A 21,010-nucleotide genomic window follows, 5' to 3' on the forward strand; every position below is an offset into this window, starting at 1 on the left:
CGCCCCAATAGGGTGGATCGAGGTAAAACAGCGTCTTGCTGCCATCATAGCGGCGGATCAGATCTGACCAGTCGAGGTTCTCGAAGATGACGCTTTCCAGCCGTTCATGGGCCGCCTCGAGGATTGGTTCCAGGCGCGACAAGCTAAACCGGGACGGACGATCGGTGGCCACGCCAAAGACACCGCCGAGCTTGCCGCCAAAGGCCTGGCGCTGCAGATACAAAAACCGGGCGGCGCGCTGCAGGTCTGTCAGGGTGGCGGGATCGGTTTTGCGCAGCCGCTCAGCTGCGGCGGGAATCACCGCCCAGCAGGGCCTTTGCAAAATTCTGAAATTTCAGGATCTGGGCGGCAACCTGACCCCGCCCAGCGATGATCCACAGGACTGGTGGGAACCGGAAAACCTGACGCATCGCGCCGAATTGCACGGCATCACGGCAAGCGCAGACAACTTCTTTGACGCCATCACCGCCTGGGCCAAAGCCGCCCATCAAGCTGGCAACCGCAATCGCCGCGCCACTGATGGTCGCCCGGATTGCCCCTACAACGGCCAAGGGCAGGCCCCCGCAACACCAGCAGCGTGAGCGCTGCACAGGGGCGCGGCAGTCGACCACTTACGAACAACAGCCGCGCCCTATCAAGACAACAGGAGGCCCCAGTGCAGCAGATCACCCAGGACAAGACCCCAATGCGCGCCGCCATGCTGGCCCATGACGTGGCCTTTCAGCGCTACGCCGCCACCCGCAATGGTTTTCCCGGTGGCCAGTTCAGCCCGACAGCCGCCACGGAACATCTGCGCACGGTCTGCCAGGTCACTAGCCGCCGCCAGCTTGCAACCGACACCGCTGCGCGCCTGCGGTTTGAGAATATGCACACCGATTTCCTGATTTGGTCTGGCCGCATCCAAGCCCCCAGAAAGCATGGGTAAATGCCGACAAAACACGCCCCGACTGATTTCGTCCGTGCACTTGCTGCTGCTGTACAGGCAGAGATGCCAGCCCCTCGACAAGAAAAGCCGTTCGGCCTTGGCGCGCCCTGGATGCATCACGCCACCCCGGAAGAATTTGAACGCCTCGCGCGGCTGCACAACCGGATCCTGCGCAAGGAGTTGGCGCTCGCAGCCCTGCGGCAGGAACGCGCCGGCATCATGCGGCGCTGTATCCGCCGCATGCGACGTGCCGCAGGAAAAGACTAGGACCACCATGAAACAGTTGAAAGTTCTGATCGGCTGCGAAACCAGCGGCGCGGTGCGCCGGGCGTTTCTTGAGCGCGGCCATGACGCCTGGTCCTGTGATCTGTTGCCCGCGCAAGATCGCAGCAACCGCCACATGCAATGCGATGTGCGCGAGGTGCTGGATATGGGCTGGGATCTGCTGGCCGTGATGCACCCGCCCTGCACCCGGCTGTGCAACAGCGGCGTGCGCTGGCTGCACCAGCCCCCAAAGGGGCGCAGCCTGGCTGAGATGTGGTCTGACCTCAATGCAGGCGCCGCGCTGTTTTCAGCCTGCTGGAATGCGCCGATCGCGCGCGTCGCCGTGGAAAACCCGGTGATGCACAAACACGCAAAACAGCGGATCGAGAACTTTCAGCCCGCCGCCCAGCATGTGCAGCCCTGGTGGTTTGGGGAGCCCGCCTTCAAGGCCACAGGGCTTTACCTGCGCGGGTTGCCCAAGCTTACCCCCACCAACAAGCTGACACCGCCTGAGAAAGGCACAGAGACCCACAAACGCTGGTCCGCCATCCACCGCGCTCCGCCAGGCAAACTGCGCTGGCAGATCCGCAGCAAGACATTCCCAGGCATTGCCAGCGCAATGGCAGATCAGTGGGGCAACTATGCCAGTCATCACAAATTTACCGCCTGACACGACAACCACCCCAGCTGTTACTGCAGCGCGAACCAGGAACCAAAAATGACACAGCAACTTATTGCAGTAGATGCTGACGCCCTCGCACGTCTTCAGGACGAACTGACCGAGATCAAGAAGCTACTCCTATCTTCCAAAATCAGCCCGCCGGCCAAGTGGATAACAGTCGCGGAATACGCCCAAAAGGCGGGGAAGTCAGAAGCGACAGTCCGTCGCTGGGTCAGAGATGGAAAGCTGGAACGCAACAAAGGGTTGGTCAAAAACCTCGATATCTAAGTGCTCGCTCCATCCTTCACGATTCTATGCCCGCCACAGATGAATGGCTACTGCCAGCCCTTTCCAGACGTTGGGAAAACGGCCATCTTACCTTGTACCCGTCGGCGTTTCCTTTGACCCGCTTGGTGGTTATAGCTTTGGGCCACCCGACCCGGAACTGTGAAGTGGGATTTATGCGAATGCAATCAAGGGTTAGCTTCGAAGTTCTCGCAAAATTAGCTCGGTTTTATAAATAACAGAGGAAATCTCAGCGTAGGTCTCAGGAGAGGAGGCCATTCCCCTCGTTTGAAAGCCGCCGCCTGTAGCAAGCATAAATAGGCGTACATCCAGGCTCTCAAAGTCGTTGAAGCTCGTTTTCATTAGCTTCTTAATCAATGGCCGGTATTCAGTTGTGGCAAGAATCTTGGATGCCAGGATGTGGCCCGACTTGTCCAATTTCACTTTTTCATCTTGGTTTGAATGATCACCAAGCCAGTAATCTTCACAGAGGTCAAGGATTGAGCTTAGATCAGAACTAAATTCAGAAAGCACTTCTCTGCGAGTTTTTTTTCTCTCTAGATACCTCGTGTACGCAAAGGCAAGCCCCCCACCTATTAGGACTGCAAGTGTGGCGCTCGCATAGCTATGAAACACATGTGAAGATGCAGCAGTGGAAATCGAAATTGAAGCTGTGAAGATAGAGTGATCTAAAAATTCCTCCAAAAAGTAATGAACAGTCATTTAGGTATCAGCTTTCGCTTCCTCAATGTGTTTAAGAATTACCGAACGATACCTCGCATACTTATCATTATTAGGAGTTATGCGCAGCAGGTTTTTGAGGTCATCTTTGGAGGCGATGCCTTTTCTAACCAGTCCACCAAAAGCCTCTTCGAGAAACGAAGAGCCGAAATTCAACACACCTTCAATCGAAATTTCGATTTTTTTTCCAGAAGCTTTAGCCGCTTTGATCTGAGGGGCAAGAATTGAATCCCTGTATTTCTCACCATTAAAGTCGCCGTCATTGTCGTCGCGACCAGATGGGAATTTTGAGAAATCAGATAGTTTTATCATAATGTAGTCATCCATCTAGACTTGCTCCTTCGGGTAGGGACAAGTGCCATTCAATGAGTGTGCCTTCCAGTTCAGTTGGTAGCGCACGCTTATGAACGCCAGTGTTCTTTCCATACTTATACAGTCCAGCTCGACTTACAATGGTCAATGATCCATCGTCGCACAGGTCGATCAAGGACTGCATTTGAGGCAACCCTAGACCTCTCTGGTGGTCTCCGGTCTGCGTTTTCCCTTCTTTCACAGAATAGTTAATAAATTCGTGGTCCCTTGCGCGCCGTTCGGACGAGTAGCTGAAATCTGGAATCACTTGGCGCATCGCCCCTTCAACTGCCCTTTTGAACCACTCGCGACGCGGCAGGGTGCCCGGAATGGTCGCACCTTGGTCGTAGACAACAATCGTCAGTGTCCGATTCTCGCGGTCGGCCTGAGCAGTCATCCACCATTGATTGACCGTATCGTATTCGGATTCCTGCACGAAATCATCTGGGTAAGCGTGTCTTGCAACGTTGATCATTGCTTCGCTAATAGCGCTATTAACATCAGCCAAAATTACTTCGGCAGCATCGTCTTTGAAGGAGAGAAACTTGAGCAAGTTAAAAATTTCACCGGAGCACTCCTCCAGGCCATTGGCATTTTTTCCAGAAATGGCGCTCATGATTTTGCCAGACCCGTCATTTCCTCTATGACGGCACAGATCAGAATCTTCTGATTTTATGTGGCCAATGAACTCAAAAAATCCGACGTCGAATAGGACGCGAAAAACGGACTGTGGCCATTGAGGGTAATTTATAGCTGGCGGCGCTTTTCCAGAAATTCGTGCAGCACGGTCATAGCACGCGGCAACTACAAGTGCTGCAGAAATCGAAATCGACGAAATTTGACTGTAATCATAGAAACCGTGGATCCTTGGAATTCTACCTTGCTTAACCTTGATCCAAGTTGGTCGGGTAGCCCCTTCTAAACGCTTTCTTCCAATTTTATCTCTGACAGCTTGAAGAAAACTCAATGTTTCCTCGATATAATCATCAAAGTTGATATGATGGGGTGGCGAAATTGGCTGCTTCATACATAGAACTTCTTGCTCCTCATTGCCGTCCCAAGCTTTGGCAACGAACGGCTGGAAAACTGTAGTTTGGGAATTGTAGTGCACCTGCTTTGGTTGCCTCTTAGCCCGGCGAGACTTTGAGACCTTTACGGACCTTCGAGATCGAAAGAGGAGAGTTCTTTTGTATCGGTCGCTGAGTTTCTTCATTTAATTCAGTTATGCCTCTTTGCGCTGGTTGCGAACCACCCTTGTTGAATCCGTATGAACGGCTGATGTTTGTTGAGTTCTAAAAGTGGAGTGGCTTGCCGCCTCCATTCGTTTAAGTAGCTAACGCGATACGTATGGGGGTGCAAGATTTCAATCATGGGCTGTGCATCCCATTCGGCAAGCTGAAAAACTTTTGGTAGAGGTAGTGGCAAATGAAGGATAGCGTCATATCAATGACGTGACCGCTGCTTCCCTAGGCCCAAGACGTCATGTGCAAACCACCCGTACAAGTTCGGCGCTTCACCAGCTTGGCGTTGCGACAGTCTGAAAAGGTAAAGGCAGCGTGGTGGCCTCCGCAAATGTGAAAAACGGGCTCGGCTGATTGCTAGTCAAATGAGTCGACAATGTCGGCTTCCTCGATGAATCGCTGACTTTGCAAAGTCGGCAAACTGCGCTTAGCAGACTCTCTGTCAGCCAAATTTCAAACGCCTAATCAAGGCGCTTGGCCAGCTCTTCGGCACTTTCATTATAGTACACCCGCAATTGCCGCAAATCTGTGTGTCCCACCATCCGAGCAAGCGCCAGCACATCTAGCTTGGTTGAAAGTGCCGTAATGGCCGCATGGCGGGAATCATGAAAAGTCAGCCCCTTCACACCTGCCCGGTCCCGCAGCTTTCGGAACAACACATCCAACTGACGAGACGACAGGCCAAACACGGGATCCAATTCCGGCAAGGCTCTTATGAGCTCGACGGCCCTGGTCGACAAAGGCACCTCGCGCGGCCTGCCGTTCTTGGTGTGGGTCAGCAGAGCCACCCGGCGATCCAGATCGACGCGATCCCACTCCAACCCTGCGATTTCTCCCGCGCGCATGGCGCACTCCATCGCAAATTTGAACGCATGGAATGCGCGCGCAGTGGCCTTGCTCAGATCCTCACCAGCGCTGAACTGCATCGCCTCGATCTCGGCAGAGGTTGGCAGTCGATCACGCGGCTGAGGCTTTGCAGGTTTTCGCACATCGCTCAGCGGGTTTATTGAAATCAGCTCCCAATCGCGCCGCGCGACAGTCAGAACCGAAGACATGAGCTGCATTTCTCGAATGACGCTTGCCGGGGCGACCTCCTGCAACCGCTTGTCCCGCCACTTGGCAAAGTCTTTGGCAGACAGATCCTCCAGGCGAATTTGAGCAATAGGATCTCGCCCAAACTTCTCCAGCCTGATGACTTCCCATCGGTGACCACGTTTCGATGGCGACACCTCTCGGGCATAGCGGTCAAACAGCTCACCCAATTTCAGCTTGGCAGCGATCTTATCGCCGTGCAGTATCTCATATTCTGCCCGCGCAGCCCAATCCTTGGCTTCTTGCTTTGTCGGGAATACCTTTGACTTTCGGATACCCCTGCGGGCAATCTCTGCCCGGTATCCTGATTTGAGCTTACGAATAGACGCCATGAATTACGCACCGTGCGGAAAATATGCGTAAACCAATACACACTTCTGTACATCATGGGTAGTCACTCAACTCTGAGAAACCCGTAACACTCTTATTTTATATGGATAAATGTTCAAAACCGTTCATATCGGTTTAAGTGATGGTGCGGGTGAAGGGACTCGAACCCCCACGCCTCGCGGCGCCAGAACCTAAATCTGGTGCGTCTACCAATTCCGCCACACCCGCACGTTTCGCAAATCACTCTTTGCGTGTCGCGGTGGATAGCAAAGGTTGCAACCGGATGCGAGCGCTATTTTCATCAAAATCACAACAATGCATGAGCGCAACAATCTGGAAAAAATGCGTGTATTATGCACGCACCAAAAAGAAAGAACGCGACCTGTTCATTGATCTCGCCTAGCTTGGTTCAAAAAAACTGAGGCAGAAAAAGAGTACAATATCATGACATCGCAAGCCCTAAGGCCTGCGGGGGTAAAAATTGAATCTGCGCCCCTGCACCCACGCCAATCCTCCCCTGTTCAGACCTCATCTATCGGCTTTCTACCCGGCACCCAGTTGCTGACGCGGCAAGGCGACTGCAGGGCCGAGTCAATTCAGCCCGGCGACGACATCATCTCGCGCGATCTGGGGCTAGTACGCTGTTTGGGAGTAGAGCAGTATCTCTGCACCAGCAACGCCATTTGGTTCGCCCCCGGCTCGCTTGGGGATAGCCGCCCGGACTGTGACCTGATCCTGCCTGCCGAACAGCAGGTATTGCTGCGCGACTGGCGGGCCAAAGCCATTTTTGGCTCTCCCCAGGCCTTGGCCCGGGCAGGCTCTCTGGTCGATGGGGAGTTCATCTGTGACCTCGGCCCGCATGAGATGACGCTGACCGTTCTGCGCTTTAGCCGCCCCAATGTCATCTATGCTGGTGGGTTGGAAGTTGCCACCGCCAAGGCCTCCCTCTGCGCCCAACCACAGTCCACCGGATCACTCAGTTAGCCGTCCCGTTCCAGCCGCCTCAACACGGCTGGAAGCTGCTCTGGCAAATCTTCAGAGATCAGGCCGGGCCCAAATTCTCGGGCGCATTCCACGTGCAACCAGGCCCCGGCCTCCGCTGCGGCCTTTGGCGACATGCCGCGCGCCAAAAGCCCGGTGATAAACCCAGCCAAGACATCCCCCGCCCCGGCAGTCGCCAGCCATGGCGCTGCCCTGTCATACTGCGCCGAATTCACCGAACAGCGCCCCGTGGGATCTGCAATCACCGTATCAGCCCCCTTGAACAAGACCACACACCCCGCGCGCGCCGCAGCCTCGCGGGTGGCATCCACCTTGGAATAGGCCGGGCCGGTTTGCGGCCTCTGCGCAAGTTTTGCCGCCAAATCCGGGAAGAGTTTTGCAAACTCCCCCCCATGCGGTGTGAGCACGCATTGTTCATGCAGTAGATCAAACAACACCTGTGGGTTTCTCTCAAACCGAGTGAGCGCATCGGCATCCAGAACGGTGGCGCGCTGCGCTTTCAAAGCCGCGATCACCACCGCCTGGGTATCCATCCCCCGCCCCAGCCCCGGCCCGAGACACACCGCATTGAGCCGCTTGTCTTCCAGCAACTCACTCACCCCATGAGCGCCATCAATCTGATGCAGCATGATCGCTGTCAGCTGCGCCGCATTTTCAAACATCGCCGAACGCGGCGACCCCAGCGTCACCAGCCCCGCACCAATCCGCAACGCACCTCGTGCCGCCAGCCGTGCCGCACCAGTTTTGCCATGCCCCCCCGAAAGAACAAGGGCGTGACCATGGTTGTATTTGTGCCCCCCTCGCTTCGTTTGGCCCAACACTCCACCCGCCTCCACAAGGGTCACGCGCCCTTTGGCGGCGGTCTTTTTTATGCCAATATCTACAACACGTAGCCTGCCACAGTTATCCGAACCACCATAGCTGCCACAGTCCTGAGACATGTAATGGCCAATTTTGGCGGCGTGAAATGTCACCGTGAGATGGGTCGGCAAAGCCCCGAAATCCTTGCCACTATCGCTGCACATTCCGCTGGGAAAATCGATCGCCACAAAGCGATCCCCGCCAGGATCACGTCCATCGCTTACGATTGGCGACGGCATAAATCCGCGCCACATCTCAGCAGTATCATCCGGCATAGGCCGCGTCAGTCCAGTGCCAAAAAGAGCGTCTACAACCAGAAAACGGCTTGTGGCATCCCCCTCGTATACATCCCTTATTTCACGGTCCTTCCAGGTCCTTACCTCACCCACCGCGGCCCATCTGCGATAGTTTTCTGCAGCATCCGGCGGCAGATCGATCGGGTTTCCATAAAGGAAAACATCCACTTGCCAGCCCCGCGCCTGCAACAATCGCGCCACGACAAAGCCATCGCCACCATTGTTTCCAGGCCCACAAAGCACCAGGGCTTTCATCTTGCCCAAAATACCTCGGGGGGGATCCGCAGGATCGGGGGCAGCGCCCCCTTCTGGGCCGCCCTCTTGCCCAACCCTTTCCAGCTCCGGCCACTCCTCAAAGATGGCCGCGACCACGCCGGCGCCGGCGCGCTCCATCAGGTCCAGCCCGGTAACCTCCCCCGACTCAATGGCCTCATGTTCAATGGCGCGCATCTGGGCCGCAGTTAGCAGTTCCATCATCCAGGGCCTCCTTCTCCCAAAGATCTGACGATTCACTTCTGCACATTTTTTGTGCGGATAGACTATCTTTTAATCATTCGCCTTCAAATCGACCAGCGCGCTCCCCCTGAGACAGCACAGCGCATTGTCGTCACTGATAAGAAATGATCTGAGAAGTTTCGACAAGGTTGTGAGGAGCCCAAGGCATGAAAAAGATCGAAGCCATCATCAAGCCGTTCAAACTGGACGAGGTGAAGGAAGCGCTACAGGATGTAGGCGTGCAGGGCCTCTCCGTCATCGAAGTCAAAGGTTTTGGTCGCCAAAAAGGCCATACCGAACTGTACCGCGGTGCAGAATATGTTGTCGACTTCCTGCCCAAGGTGAAAATCGAGGTAGTGCTAGAGGCCGATCAGGTCGATGCTGCCATTGAAGCCATCATTGATGCTGCCAAGACCGACAAGATTGGCGACGGTAAGATTTTTGTCTCTCCCGTCGAGCAAGCGATCCGTATCCGTACCGGCGAGTCCGGCACAGACGCGCTGTAAACAGAATTACCTGACATTAAAATCAGAAGGACCAAGGGAATGAGCACAGACGCAGTTCTCCAGATGATCAAAGACGAAGATGCCGCCTATGTCGACATCCGCTTTACAGATGTGCGCGGCAAGCTGCAGCACGTCACCGTGGACGTGGACCTGGTTGACGAAGACTTCCTCGAAGAAGGCTTCATGTTCGACGGCTCCTCGATCGCCGGCTGGAAATCGATCGAAAACTCCGACATGAAACTGATGGCAGACACCACCTCCGCCTATGTAGATCCGTTCTACGCCGAAAAAACCATCTGCATCCATTGTTCCATCGTTGAGCCCGACACCGGCGAAGCCTATGAGCGTGACCCACGCGGCACGGCACAGAAAGCTGAAGCCTACCTCAAGTCTTCCGGCATTGGTGACGTGGCCTACATGGGCCCCGAAGCAGAATTCTTCCTGTTCGACGACGTGCGTTACTCCAACTCGATCAACAAGGTTTCCTATGAGGTCGACGCAACAGACGCCTCCTGGAACACCGACACCGAGTACGAAATGGGCAACATGGGCCACCGCCCCGGCCTCAAAGGTGGTTACTTCCCAGTGAACCCCACCGACGAGTCTCAGGACCTGCGCTCCGAAATGCTGTCGACCATGAAGCGTCTGGGCATGAAAGTGGACAAGCACCACCACGAGGTTGCCTCCTGTCAGCACGAACTGGGCCTGATCTTTGACAGCCTGACCAAACAGGCCGACGAGCTGCAGAAATACAAATACGTGATCCACAACGTGGCCCACGCCTACGGCAAATCCGCCACCTTCATGCCCAAGCCGATTTACGGCGACAACGGCACCGGCATGCACGTGAACATGTCGATCTGGAAAGACGGCAAGCCGCTCTTTGCTGGCGACAAATACGCGGATCTCTCGGATGAAGCCCTGTACTTCATCGGTGGTATCCTCAAGCACGCCAAGACCCTGAACGCCTTCACCAACCCAGCGACCAACAGCTACAAGCGTCTGATCCCTGGCTTTGAAGCCCCCGTTCTGCGTGCCTACTCCGCCCGTAACCGCTCCGGTTGTGTGCGTATCCCATGGACTGAATCCCCCAAAGCCAAGCGCGTTGAAGCCCGTTTCCCTGATCCGGCCGCCAACCCCTACCTGTGCTTTGCAGCTCTGCTGATGGCTGGTCTTGACGGCATCAAGAACAAGATCGACCCCGGTGAAGCCATGGACAAAAACCTCTATGACCTGCCTGCAGAAGAACTGGCCGATATCCCAACCGTCTGTGGCTCCCTGCGCGAAGCGCTGGAAGCTCTGGAAGCCGATCACGACTTCCTGACACAGGGCGACGTCTTCACCAAAGATCAGATCGAAGGCTATATCGCTCTGAAAATGGAAGAAGTTCAGACCTATGAGCACACGCCACACCCTGTTGAGTATGGCATGTATTACAGCTGCTAATCCCTATGGGTTAGACAGAATTCGAAAGGGCGCCCCATCTGGGCGCCCTTTTTCTGTGTCCGCTTTGGTTCGCCCAACACGGACAGGCCGCAAGACGCACAGCCTGACGCGGACTAAGCTGCATCAATCCACAAATGGGGTCGATCCATCCCAACCAGCACTGTTGCCAACGGTTGTGACCACTGGCGCTGTTGAGACTGGCAGGGCTTGTGCTGTCGGCCTGCTGAGAAGCTGGTTTTGCGGCCCTCTTGCAGCACTCAGTCCCTCTGCCCCTGAGGCACAACGCCCTGAAAAAATCGTGTACTCTGGCGCCGAGGGCAACACAGAGACCCGGAAATCCGCAATAGGGCCATTGCCACAGGCGTGACCAGAAATCTGGGTTTTAATTTCTTGTGGCGTCCAATCCGCGCCAGCGCTGCCGCTGAAGCGGCCATTGCCATCATCGTCGAACGAAATCTGGTTACTGGCAGGCACACCGCCACAGGCCGCAAGCAACGCGCAGCAAGCGATAGGCAAGAAGAGTTTCGCAGATTTTGTGATCATGGGGTTTTTCTCCTTTTTCCGGGGCACCTTACCCAATCGCACCCCCATGACAAGAGCTTGAACCGCCCTCCTCAACCACGCTAGATCCATTTCACCGCCTTCCTCTTGAAGCCAAATGTTGGCTCCTATAGATAGGCGCGTTCCATCGCCCAAAAGGAGCCCCCACCATGACCGCCACTGCTATCTGCCCCAACACCTTGGGCATCGATTTTGGCACCTCAAATTCTGCGGCGGGGATTGCGGTTGGCGACCGTCCCTGGCTGGTCGAGATGGAACCCGGTGAAACCACCCTGCCCACGGCGGTGTTTTTTGAACCCAAACGCCCCATGCGCATTGGGCGCTCAGCCACCCGGGCGCTGATTAATGGCGACGAGGGCCGGTTCATGCGGGCGCTCAAAAGCCTGCTGGGCACGCCCCTGTTGCGCGAAGAACGGCGGATCAACGGCGAGGTTACAGATTTTATCCAGATCATCGCGCGCTTCCTCTCCGAGGTGAAATCCCGCGCTGAGGCCGCGACGCACCAGACATTCACCCACGCACTGTCGGGGCGCCCGGTGCATTTTCACAGCAATGATCCTGCCCGCGATGCCCAGGCCGAAGTCGACCTGCGCGACTGTTATTTGGCAGCGGGTTTTGAGGGCGTGCGCTTTCTCTATGAGCCTGAGGCCGCTGTGCGCTCTGCAAGGCCCTCGGCGGGGCTGGGGCTGATTGTCGATATCGGCGGTGGCACCTCGGATTTCACCCTGTTTGAGCAGGACGCCACCGGTGCAACCCGCATTCTGGGCTCGCACGGGGTGCGCCTGGGCGGCACCGATTTTGACCGCCAGATCAGCATAGACCACGTGATGCCGCTGTTGGGACGCGGCAGCCAGATCCGCAATGCCTTTGGCAAAGAGACCCTGCCCGCACCCAACCGGTTGTTCAACGATCTGGCCACCTGGCAGATGATCCCCTTTCTCTATGCCGCCGACAGCCGCCGTGCCGCGCGCGATTTGGCAAAATATGCGGTGGAACCCCAAAAGCTGAACCGGCTGGTGTCCGTTCTGGAAGACGAACTGGGGCATGACCTGGCTTTTGCGGTGGAACGCGGCAAGATCCAGACCAATGGCGTAAGCGGGGCCAGTGAGGAGAAAGGCGCAGACCCCCGGATTGACCTGCGCATTCTGGAACGCGGCCTGTCTGCACCGCTTTCACCAGACCTGATGCAGCAAAGCCTGGCCAAAATGATGACACAGATCGCAGAAAGCGCCGCTGAGACCCTAGAGGCCGCAGATGTGGCCCCGACCCGGATTGACCGGCTGGTGATGGTGGGTGGCTCTTCGCTGCTGTCTTCGCTTGAAACAGGGCTGCGCCAGCTCTGCCCCAATGCGACGGTGGAGAACCGCAATGCCATGACGGCGGTGGCAGATGGGCTGGCGCTATCAGCGGCCAGTGCCTTCACCTAACCTGTGCCTTTACCTAACCTGTGCCTTTGCCTAACCTGTGCCTTTGCCTTTGCCTTTGCCTAAAAGGCCCGCGTCAGAAATGAGACGCAGACCACAGTTTTCCCGTTAGACTCCGCCCGCCAGCCCGCTAGAGTCTGATCACGATTGTTTTGCTTGTTTTCAGGATCAGTATTATGCGCCTCATCGCCTCTGCCGCCCTCGCCCTGACCCTTTGTGTCTCCAGTTTTGCATCGCCTGCCATGGCTGCGCCCTGCGGCAACAGCTCTGCCGGGTTTGACACCTGGAAAGCGGATTTTGCCAAACGCGCACGCCGTGCCGGGGTGAAATCAGCCGGGCTGCAGGCCCTGGCTCAGGCGCAATATGCCCGTCGTACCATTGCTGCAGACCGAAACCAAAAGAGCTTTCGCTATAGTCTGGAAAAGTTCATGCAGATCCGCGGCTCGGCCACCATTGTGGCCCAGGGACGCAAACGCCTGGCGCGCCATGCAGATTTCTACGCCGCCCTGGAACGCAAATACGGCGTTCCAGCCGGGGTGTTGATTGCCATCCATGGCATGGAGACCGCCTTTGGCAACTACATGGGGGATAGTCAGATTGTCTCGGCCATTGTCACCCTGACCTATGATTGCCGCCGCTCTGAGTTCTTTGAACCCCATGCCTTGGGCGCGTTGAAACTGGTGGACCAGGGCGCCATCACCTCGGCCACCCTGGGGGCAAAACACGGTGAGCTGGGGCATACCCAGTTTTTGCCCGGCAATGCGCTGAAATACGGTGTCGACTGGGACCGCGACGGGCGGGTCAATTTCTATGACTTGCAGGACGCCCTCGCCTCAACCGCGCGCTATTTGCAAAAACGCGGCTGGAAACGCGGTAAGGGCTACCAGCAGGGCCAGCCCAATTTCCGGGTGCTGAAAGAGTGGAACGCCGCCACAGTCTACCAGCAGTCACTTGCCATCATGGGGCGTCAGATCGACAACTAGCAGATCGACCGCGCACCGGAGGCCTTTGGCTGCAGATAAAGCCTGAGGGGATTTAAGGCGCGCATAGATAGGGCGTTCACTGTTGCGATTGCATCCCCAGCCACCGCCAAGAATGGCCCTATTACTTTTCCGTCTGGAACAATCCCACCGTTTGGTGCGGATTGTAGGCTATGCGGCATCAAAGTGTCCATTCCGCGCCCACTTGTTGCCCCATTCCAGCAAAAATTAGGTCAGCCAAAACCTTTAATCACTTGTTAAAAAACAAAAATTTAACCTCGCACAACAGCGAAGTGAAATCTGAATTTTTCTTCATCTATTGTCTCTCTCCGCCTCACTTTTGAGCCAGATCCCTGAGTATTGTTGCTACAGAGCACCCCGAATGGAGGACCCTGACGGTGGCACAGGTTAAGCAATACAAAGGCAAGCTGGGGTTTGAACACCGCAGCGAAGAGAAACTGACACTCGCACTGACAGAGCTGCTGGATACGCTGGAAGAATTTGGCCATCCGGCACTACAGATCAATGCCCGCGATCCCCACAGGATTGGCTTGGACGCTGACCAATACCAGATCAGCCTGCGCCTGCGCCGTATCCCATTGCGGCTTGGTGTGCGCACCCCGCCCGGCGTTCCTGCGCCGACGGCCTATATCGAGCTGGCAATGGCTCCCTGTTTCCCTGATGCATGTGATCAGGAGGTCTCGGAAATTCTGCTCGCCATGATCTTAAAGCGGTTGACAGAAGCATTGAATCCTTTGTTGATTTTCTGGCAAGAAACCAACAAAGCACTGACACCAAACCAATTCCTCGGAGCCTTCGCCCCGATGGAAGCGCCTGTCACAAAAGAGATGTTTGCCTCCGCGGCCATGGTTGACACCGATGCAAAGGCTGCGGTTTTGGCGGCGGATACACTGCTGGAGCAGGTTGTGGCCGATGCCGCCACCGCCCAAAAGACAGCAGCCTCAGCATCCCTCACGGCCCAGCCTATGGTGACAACAGCGCCAGCCAAGCCCACCCAAGGGCCAATCCTGTCTGCCGCCACATCGCGCCTGTTGATGGCGGATCGCGCCCGTGCGGAAGCCGAGGCCGAGCGCGCCCGTGGTCAAGCCCGGTTTGGCTCTGCCGATGCGGCAACTCCAGTTCTGGAACAACAGTGCGACGCACTTCAAGACACGCCCCGGCGCATCAAACCACGCGCAAAGACATGGCGCAAACTGCCCGTATCAGAAGCGCCCTATACCTCCTACCGGACGGTGTTTGGCCAAAGCCGCCTCAACTGGATTTTTGCCCTGCCCCGTTGGGTTCTTTCAATGACGGGAAATGCCATTCGAAGTGTCGACCTGGTGCTTTCTGTACGCGCATTGTTGACAGGGATGGCGATCCTGTTCTTGCACGGCTCTGGCATGGTACAGGCCGCAGCACGGGTATTACTGCCACACTAAGACCGCCCCCTTTCCTGCCAAGGCAAGGCATTAGACAGGGGCAAGAAATTGATGATGGGGCCGGGCAATAAACATGGCTGCCCCCGTCGTTTTGGCAGCCAAGCCTGCGCCTCATCGGTCGTTCCGAGCCATTTCAGCTGTGTCTACCGGGTTGCGCCCTTTGCGCCCCACTCAGCCATGACCTCATCGCGATGCACCATATAGGTATGGATTGAAAACACCACGGAACGGCATTTGGGCAGGCGTAGAATGACCTGCTGCTCGCTGCGCAGATAGGGCGCGTCCTGGCCATGGCTTTGGTCTCGGGGGGCATGTACTGAACGCGGGGCGTGCAGCTCTGCCGAGTGATACCAGAGCGCATTGAACCGCCACAGAGGCCGCCCCACCTGCACCCCGTCAAACAGACGCTGAACCCGTGATGCCATTTTGCTATCGTAGCTGTCGACGGTATCATGGATCCCGATCAGGGGCCGCATGAACTTTTCGCCCAGCGTCCAACTGGCGGGAAAACACAGAACCGCACCGGTCAAAATATGCTCTGGGCTGCCGTCGGGGCGTTCAAGAATACAGAAATCTTCCTGACAGATCTGCCCCAGCGTCGCCAATGGCTGCTGCCAGTCAAGCGTGACGCTCACGCCATCCGGGCGGATCACATGATCCCGTGCACCGCCATAGCGATGATGAAGCACCAGTTCCAACAGCTCCTGCGCCGCGCTCTGCGCATCGGGATGCATCATCAGCACCTTGTCGCGGCGATTGGACAACAGCTCAGCCCGATAGGCCAGCTGCTCGGAAAAAGCCTCGTCCGGGCGCAGCCAGTCAGCAAGATCCATTGGTTTGATCCCCGGCAGCGGCACCTCTTCAAGCGGGTTATACGGGAGGAATTTTTGCAGTATCATTCCAGGCCTTTAGATAAGTTATTCGGGGCTATCAAATTGCAGGCCCAGGATTGCAGATCAAAACAACGCGCTGCCCCCAGGGGCTTCAGCCACTTTAGGCGAGACTGCGGAACAAAAGCCCAGAGGCGACCAGCACAACCAGAAAGCCGGCGCCAATTTCCAGAATGGGCACCATCTGCGCCGCGCGGCCGGACCGGGCAAAAATAGCTAGGGCCCCACCGCGCAGGCCAAGCGCGGCAAGCCCCACCGTGATCGTCACCAAAGCAGTGCCAAGCGCCATTGCAAAGGCCCCAGCGATGCCAGCCAAGGCAATCCCCATCTGCCAAGTGATGACCAGAACAAAAAGCGCACCAGTACAGGGCCTTACAGCAATGCCTGCAATCAGAACCATGGCTTCGCGCCAGGTCTGCAATCCGCTGACCTCTTCCAGACTGGGGCCATGGCGGTGACCACAATCGCTACAGACCTCGGATGTGCCATGGTCGTGATTGTGGTCGTGACTGTGGCTGTGCGAATGACCATGACCTGACATTGGTTCGGTCGAACCGCCCAGATCATGCCCCCCCTGAGAGCCAACGCCGGTGGCGCGCCAGAGCTTGCGCGCGCCCCGCAGAAGCAACCACAGGCCAATCGCAGCAATGGCCCCATAGCTAAGAGGCGCCATCGTCTTTTCCGCCACTCCAATCAGGCTGTCGCGGCCCAGCTGCAACAGGGAAATGGCTCCATAGACCAAGACAATCGCCGTAACGGCCTGGCCCAGGCTGGACAACAGCGCCACACCGCCCAGACGCAGCCAGGGCGTCTTGCGTGCCAATCCATAGCCGCCAACCAGAATTTTTCCGTGGCCCGGCCCGATGGCGTGAAAAAAACCATAGGCAAAACACACCAGCATCAGGGCCATAATCGCGCCGGGCTCCCCTGCCCGCAGCGCCCGCAAAGATCCGGCGATGCGGTTTTGAAAGTCGCGTTGATGCGCCGCTGCCCAGTCCCCCAAGGGCGCCAGGCTTCCCCGGGCCAGCCACCAGATACACAGACACAGAGCAAGACAGGCGAGGCCCAGAGCCAGGGCTTTTAGGATGCGGGGCATGTGACCAGGATCTCCGTGGCAAACTCACCGCCCATCAGCGGAATGTCATTCTCTTCGAGATCGGCATCGGCGTTCAACCGCAGCAGCTGGGCTTTCATCAAAGCCAACCCGCCAGCGATATCCGGCTCGATCCGCTCCAGCAAGCACAGCCCCTGCAGGTGATCCGACAGCGTCACTGGCAGCTTGATCTCATAGGCGGTGTAATAGGATGGATCAAAAGCCTTGATCGAAAACGGCCCGTCTTGCATCGGTACGGGAGGCTCAATTTTCCGCACATGGGTGCTGACGATCCGCCCCTCAATCAGGTCGGTGCCGGCTTGCATCGGGCCTGACAGAGCCAAGAGCTGACCCCCAGCGTGAATTTCCAGATCTCCGTTAAAGCCTTCATCCCAGTTGGTATCGAACCCAATCAGACGCTGACGTTCATCCGGGGTAAGCTGGCCGTCTCCATCCTTGTCTAGAAACAGGTCCTCGGTGATCAAAAGAGAATAGAATTCATCATATTGCCAGGTGACCTTGATCTCGACCAATTGGTTATCTTCATCAAAGCCCAGGGTGAACCCAGTATCCACAAAGATATGAGGATGCGCCGCAACCAGGGCCGGAGATACCAGACCGCAGATCACCGCAGGAAGGAGGAGCAAGTGTTTCATGCCCCGGACCTTATGAGCAGACACTCTGCTGTGCAATTGCTTCACCGCCGCTAGATGCGCGCAATCGGCAGCTTCATGCTGAACCGCGCAGACTGCGCTAAACCGCTTTCCCAGGATGCCTGCGCCAGACATGTGCCGCTTTGGCGGTCTCTTTGCATCACCTTCCCGTGACGTTTCCCCCGGTGGCCTTGCCCTGTACTCCCTCGCTGCGCACATTAAGACACCCCTAGCAATAAGGCCTTTCCTCATGGCAACCGAACGCATCACCTTTCCCGGCCACTCCGGTGTGCCCCTCTCCGCGCGGCTAGATTTGCCGTCTGGCCCCGTGCTGGCAACTGCACTATTTGCGCATTGTTTCACCTGCTCCAAGGACATTCCCGCCGCGCGACGTATTGCCGGGCGGCTGGCCTCCATGGGCATTGCCGTGCTGCGCTTTGATTTCACCGGGCTTGGACATTCTGAAGGGGAGTTTGCCAATACCACCTTCAGCTCGAATGTGGCTGATCTCATTGCAGCCGCGCAGTACCTGGCCGGACGCGACATGGCGCCATCCCTGTTGATCGGCCATTCCCTGGGCGGTGCGGCCGTTCTGCGCGCCCGGGTGGGCATCGCCACCATCAAGGGCGTCGTGACCCTGGGAGCGCCTTTTGATCCGGGCCATGTCTCCCATCACTTTGACGCCGCCCTGCCCGAGATCAAGGCCAAGGGTCAGGCCGAAGTCTGCCTGGGCGGGCGCCCCTTTGTCATTGGTCGTGATTTTGTCGAGGATATCCAGGCCGAGGTTCTGACCCCCGCCATCCAAGAGTTGAATGCTGCCCTGTTGGTGATGCATGCACCGCTGGATGACACCGTAAGCGTGGACAATGCGGCAGAGATATTTACCGCCGCCAAACATCCCAAAAGCTTTGTCACCCTGGATGAGGCCGACCATCTGATCAGCAAGGCGCGGGACGCAGAATACGCCGCCGAGGTCATCGCAGCCTGGGCCGGACGCTATATTGACCTGACCCCGCCTGCACCGCCCCCCGGCGCGCCCGAAGGCGTCTTGCGGATCACCGAAGCGGATCCCAATGGTTTTTTGCAGGACATCCAATCCGGTCCGCATCATCATGCCTATGCGGATGAGCCCCAGGCCTATGGCGGCACCAATCGTGGCATGTCGCCCTATGGCTTTGTCTCGGCGGGCCTGGGGGCCTGCACCTCGATGACCATTCGCATGTATGCTCGCCGCAAAGGTTGGCCGCTCGACAGCGTCAGCGTTGATATCTCCCATGACAAGGTCCATGCGCAGGATGTTCTGCCGTCGGGGCCAGCCAAGATTGACCAGTTTATCCGCACCATTCGCATTTGCGGCCCCCTGAGCCAAGACCAGCGCGACAAGCTGCTGGAGATTGCCGACAAATGCCCGGTACATCGCACCCTGGAACACAGCTCCAAAGTTCTGACGACACTGGAGGAAGAGCATTCAATGATGTGAGCCCTGCACTCTCCTCCCTGCCCCTTGGTTGAGAGCTTGCGGCCCGTGTAGGGATGCGATCAAGCTGGCTCAAAAAAATGATATTGATACATATCAAAGTCAGCCTGCGCATTTCCTGCCATCTTGCCCGCAAGACACTGGGCATCAGGCCACACTGAGGAGACGCGCATGGGACTTTTTTCGAAACTCGGGCAAAGCACCGACTTGGTTGAGGGCATGGCTGATCGCCTTGGGGTTGATTTTGCCACCAGCATCGCCAAAGATCCAGAGGCCGAGGCGCGTAAATTCAGACGTGCGGTTATGGCGTGCAGCCATTGTGACAATCAGGCGGGCTGTGCAAATTTGCAGGCTGCAAACAGCCAGCTGGACGAAGCCCCCAGCTATTGCCGCAACCACGACATGCTAGCGCATCGGCCTGAGGCCTGACCCAGATCCACAACACATTAGGTTTTATTCAGCGGCGCCTTGCAACAGGCGCCGCATTTTTGTCCACCGCCCCCAGTCCAATCAACACGGCATAGCGGCCTACATCCTACGACATTTTTCATATCCACCTGCCCGGACTTGCTCAATTGGCGCGCCTCCCTTATGACCCGCCCTATCAACTGGACAATCCCATAAAGGTGCTTTCGCCAATGATCCCTCGTTATTCCCGCCCCGAAATGGTCGCCATTTGGTCGCCCGAGACCAAGTTCAAGATCTGGTACGAGATCGAGGCCCATGCCTGCGAAGCAATGGCCAATATCGGCGTCATTCCCCGCGAAAACGCTGATGCCGTCTGGAAAGCCAAGGACGTCGAATTCGACGTCGCCCGCATTGATGAGATCGAAGCCGTCACCAAACATGACGTCATCGCCTTTCTGACCCACCTGGCCGAACATGTCGGATCAGAAGAGGCCCGTTTTGTCCACCAGGGCATGACCTCTTCCGACGTGCTGGATACCTGCCTCAACGTACAGCTGGTGCGCTCGGCCGATATTCTTATCAAGGACATGGAAGCCCTGCTGGCGGCGCTGAAAAAGCGCGCGCTGGAGCACAAAGACACCGTGCGTGTTGGCCGCTCCCACGGGATCCACGCCGAACCCACAACCATGGGCCTGACATTCGCGCGTTTCTATGCTGAGATGGACCGCAACATGGCGCGTCTCAAACTGGCGCGGGAAGAAATTGCCACCGGCGCAATCTCTGGCGCGGTCGGCACATTTGCCAATATCGACCCCGCCATTGAGGAACATGTCTGCGCCGAGCTGGGCCTGAGCCCCGAGCCGATCTCCACCCAGGTGATTCCACGCGACCGTCACGCCATGTTCTTTGCAACGCTCGGCGTGATTGCCTCCTCCATTGAAAACGTCGCCACCGAAATCCGTCACATGCAGCGTACCGAAGTGCTGGAAGGTGCGGAATTCTTCTCGATGGGCCAGAAAGGCTCTTCGGCGATGCCGCACAAGAAAAACCCGGTTCTGACCGAAAACCTCACTGGTCTTGCCCGTCTGGTGCGCTCGGCTGTGATCCCGGCGATGGAAAATGTTGCCCTGTGGCACGAGCGTGACATCTCGCACTCTTCGGTTGAGCGCGCGATTGGCCCCGACTGCTGTGTCACCCTGGATTTTGCCTTGGCACGTCTAACTGGCGTGATCGACAAAATGTTGGTCTTCCCTGACAACATGCTGGACAACATGAATAAATTTCCCGGCTTGGTGATGAGCCAGCGGGTCCTGTTGGCCCTGACACAGGCCGGTGTGTCGCGCGAAGACGCCTATTCCATGGTGCAGCGCAATGCTTTGAAGGTCTGGGAAGAACGGCTGGATTTCCGCGAACTGCTGCTGGCCGATGCCGAAGTGGTCGCCGCGCTGGGCGCTGACGGAGTCGAAGAGAAATTCAACATGGACTACCACACCAAACATGTTGATACGATTTTCAAACGGGTCTTTGGCGCCTAATTGCCAAACGACACATCGCACAGGATCAGGCGCGTCTCCGATGGAGAGGCG

General features: G+C 56.9%; 23 protein-coding genes and 1 tRNA gene. 14 read left to right on the plus strand and 10 right to left on the minus strand.

Features of this window, described 5'->3' with window-relative positions:
- Positions 1 to 301, minus strand: a 301-nt coding sequence (locus QZ268_RS11660; protein WP_295452593.1) for a DNA adenine methylase, incomplete at its 3' end; no start/stop codon positions are given.
- On the opposite strand from QZ268_RS11660, the gene QZ268_RS11665 reads away from it, so the two are divergent.
- The 5 genes from QZ268_RS11665 to QZ268_RS11685 all read left to right on the plus strand — a co-directional run bounded on the left by QZ268_RS11665 (position 270) and on the right by QZ268_RS11685 (position 2,138).
- Entirely contained in the window at positions 270 to 581 is a 312-nt protein-coding gene (locus tag QZ268_RS11665) for a hypothetical protein (protein WP_295452596.1), read from the plus strand. The genes QZ268_RS11660 and QZ268_RS11665 overlap by 32 nt on opposite strands.
- A 74-nt stretch (positions 582 to 655) precedes the next feature.
- The gene (locus tag QZ268_RS11670) at positions 656 to 925 is read left to right on the plus strand and encodes a hypothetical protein (protein WP_295452597.1); all 270 of its coding nucleotides are present in this window, start codon (positions 656 to 658) and stop codon (positions 923 to 925) included.
- Positions 926 to 1,192, plus strand: a complete 267-nt coding sequence (locus QZ268_RS11675) for a hypothetical protein (RefSeq protein ID WP_295452599.1) — start codon at positions 926 to 928, stop codon at positions 1,190 to 1,192.
- Positions 1,193 to 1,199: 7 nt separating this feature from the next.
- Positions 1,200 to 1,859, plus strand: coding sequence for a hypothetical protein (locus QZ268_RS11680; RefSeq protein WP_295452602.1), 660 nt, complete (start codon positions 1,200 to 1,202; stop codon positions 1,857 to 1,859).
- Positions 1,860 to 1,907: 48 nt separating this feature from the next.
- On the plus strand, positions 1,908 to 2,138 hold the full coding sequence (locus QZ268_RS11685; RefSeq protein WP_036784935.1) for a hypothetical protein: 231 nt from the start codon (positions 1,908 to 1,910) through the stop codon (positions 2,136 to 2,138).
- 192 nt (positions 2,139 to 2,330) lie between these two features.
- Here QZ268_RS11685 and QZ268_RS11690 read toward each other — a convergent pair whose 3' ends face one another.
- The 5 genes from QZ268_RS11690 to QZ268_RS11710 form a co-directional block, all read right to left on the minus strand.
- Positions 2,331 to 2,858: a hypothetical protein gene (locus QZ268_RS11690; protein WP_295452608.1), complete on the minus strand. Its 528-nt coding sequence runs from the start codon at positions 2,856 to 2,858 to the stop codon at positions 2,331 to 2,333.
- The gene (locus tag QZ268_RS11695) at positions 2,859 to 3,203 is read right to left on the minus strand and encodes an STAS-like domain-containing protein (RefSeq protein ID WP_295452611.1); all 345 of its coding nucleotides are present in this window, start codon (positions 3,201 to 3,203) and stop codon (positions 2,859 to 2,861) included.
- Positions 3,196 to 4,254, minus strand: a complete 1,059-nt coding sequence (locus QZ268_RS11700; RefSeq protein ID WP_295452614.1) for an ATP-binding protein — start codon at positions 4,252 to 4,254, stop codon at positions 3,196 to 3,198. Before QZ268_RS11700 ends, QZ268_RS11695 begins: the two co-directional genes overlap by 8 nt.
- A gap of 675 nt (positions 4,255 to 4,929) precedes the next feature.
- Complete coding sequence (locus QZ268_RS11705; protein ID WP_295452616.1) at positions 4,930 to 5,892, minus strand: site-specific integrase; 963 nt, start codon at positions 5,890 to 5,892, stop codon at positions 4,930 to 4,932.
- A gap of 141 nt (positions 5,893 to 6,033) precedes the next feature.
- Positions 6,034 to 6,118 (minus strand) — tRNA-Leu (locus QZ268_RS11710).
- Between the two features lie 216 nt (positions 6,119 to 6,334).
- Here QZ268_RS11710 and QZ268_RS11715 point away from each other — a divergent pair.
- The gene (locus QZ268_RS11715) at positions 6,335 to 6,874 is read left to right on the plus strand and encodes a Hint domain-containing protein (RefSeq protein ID WP_295452619.1); all 540 of its coding nucleotides are present in this window, start codon (positions 6,335 to 6,337) and stop codon (positions 6,872 to 6,874) included.
- Here the strand turns inward: QZ268_RS11715 and QZ268_RS11720 are convergent.
- Positions 6,871 to 8,526 (minus strand): NAD(P)H-hydrate dehydratase, encoded by a 1,656-nt coding sequence (locus QZ268_RS11720; RefSeq protein ID WP_295452621.1) that lies wholly within the window; start codon positions 8,524 to 8,526, stop codon positions 6,871 to 6,873. The genes QZ268_RS11715 and QZ268_RS11720 overlap by 4 nt on opposite strands.
- 185 nt (positions 8,527 to 8,711) lie before the next feature.
- On the opposite strand from QZ268_RS11720, the gene QZ268_RS11725 reads away from it, so the two are divergent.
- From QZ268_RS11725 to QZ268_RS11745, 5 genes are all read left to right on the plus strand, one after another.
- Positions 8,712 to 9,050: a P-II family nitrogen regulator gene (locus QZ268_RS11725; RefSeq protein ID WP_009808533.1), complete on the plus strand. Its 339-nt coding sequence runs from the start codon at positions 8,712 to 8,714 to the stop codon at positions 9,048 to 9,050.
- Positions 9,051 to 9,089: 39 nt separating this feature from the next.
- The gene (gene glnA / locus QZ268_RS11730) at positions 9,090 to 10,496 is read left to right on the plus strand and encodes a type I glutamate--ammonia ligase (protein WP_295452624.1); all 1,407 of its coding nucleotides are present in this window, start codon (positions 9,090 to 9,092) and stop codon (positions 10,494 to 10,496) included.
- Between the two features lie 710 nt (positions 10,497 to 11,206).
- Positions 11,207 to 12,484, plus strand: a complete 1,278-nt coding sequence (locus tag QZ268_RS11735; RefSeq protein WP_295452626.1) for an Hsp70 family protein — start codon at positions 11,207 to 11,209, stop codon at positions 12,482 to 12,484.
- Between the two features lie 173 nt (positions 12,485 to 12,657).
- Complete coding sequence (locus tag QZ268_RS11740) at positions 12,658 to 13,464, plus strand: lytic transglycosylase domain-containing protein (RefSeq protein ID WP_295452628.1); 807 nt, start codon at positions 12,658 to 12,660, stop codon at positions 13,462 to 13,464.
- 395 nt (positions 13,465 to 13,859) lie between these two features.
- Positions 13,860 to 14,903, plus strand: a complete 1,044-nt coding sequence (locus tag QZ268_RS11745; protein WP_295452631.1) for a hypothetical protein — start codon at positions 13,860 to 13,862, stop codon at positions 14,901 to 14,903.
- A gap of 143 nt (positions 14,904 to 15,046) precedes the next feature.
- On the opposite strand, the gene QZ268_RS11750 is transcribed toward QZ268_RS11745, so the two are convergent.
- The 3 genes from QZ268_RS11750 to QZ268_RS11760 all read right to left on the minus strand — a co-directional run bounded on the left by QZ268_RS11750 (position 15,047) and on the right by QZ268_RS11760 (position 17,542).
- On the minus strand, positions 15,047 to 15,802 hold the full coding sequence (locus QZ268_RS11750; RefSeq protein WP_295452633.1) for a DUF3445 domain-containing protein: 756 nt from the start codon (positions 15,800 to 15,802) through the stop codon (positions 15,047 to 15,049).
- A 94-nt stretch (positions 15,803 to 15,896) separates the two neighbouring features.
- Positions 15,897 to 16,889 carry a hypothetical protein gene (locus tag QZ268_RS11755; RefSeq protein WP_295452635.1) on the minus strand — a complete coding sequence of 331 codons (993 nt, stop codon included), beginning with the start codon at positions 16,887 to 16,889 and terminating at the stop codon, positions 15,897 to 15,899.
- Positions 16,874 to 17,542, minus strand: coding sequence for a DUF1007 family protein (locus QZ268_RS11760; RefSeq protein WP_295452638.1), 669 nt, complete (start codon positions 17,540 to 17,542; stop codon positions 16,874 to 16,876). The genes QZ268_RS11755 and QZ268_RS11760 overlap by 16 nt, the downstream gene beginning before the upstream one ends.
- Before the next feature lie 247 nt (positions 17,543 to 17,789).
- On the opposite strand from QZ268_RS11760, the gene QZ268_RS11765 reads away from it, so the two are divergent.
- The 3 genes from QZ268_RS11765 (at position 17,790) to purB (ending at position 20,959) form a co-directional block, all read left to right on the plus strand.
- Positions 17,790 to 19,019 carry a bifunctional alpha/beta hydrolase/OsmC family protein gene (locus tag QZ268_RS11765; protein ID WP_295452640.1) on the plus strand — a complete coding sequence of 410 codons (1,230 nt, stop codon included), beginning with the start codon at positions 17,790 to 17,792 and terminating at the stop codon, positions 19,017 to 19,019.
- 168 nt (positions 19,020 to 19,187) lie between these two features.
- Positions 19,188 to 19,445 carry a DUF6455 family protein gene (locus tag QZ268_RS11770; protein WP_295452642.1) on the plus strand — a complete coding sequence of 86 codons (258 nt, stop codon included), beginning with the start codon at positions 19,188 to 19,190 and terminating at the stop codon, positions 19,443 to 19,445.
- A 209-nt stretch (positions 19,446 to 19,654) separates the two neighbouring features.
- Positions 19,655 to 20,959 (plus strand): adenylosuccinate lyase, encoded by a 1,305-nt coding sequence (gene purB, locus QZ268_RS11775; protein WP_295452646.1) that lies wholly within the window; start codon positions 19,655 to 19,657, stop codon positions 20,957 to 20,959.
- Positions 20,960 to 21,010 lie beyond the last annotated feature (51 nt).

The organism is uncultured Pseudophaeobacter sp. (assembly GCA_905479575.1).
In the GTDB taxonomy this organism is placed as follows: domain Bacteria; phylum Pseudomonadota; class Alphaproteobacteria; order Rhodobacterales; family Rhodobacteraceae; genus Pseudophaeobacter.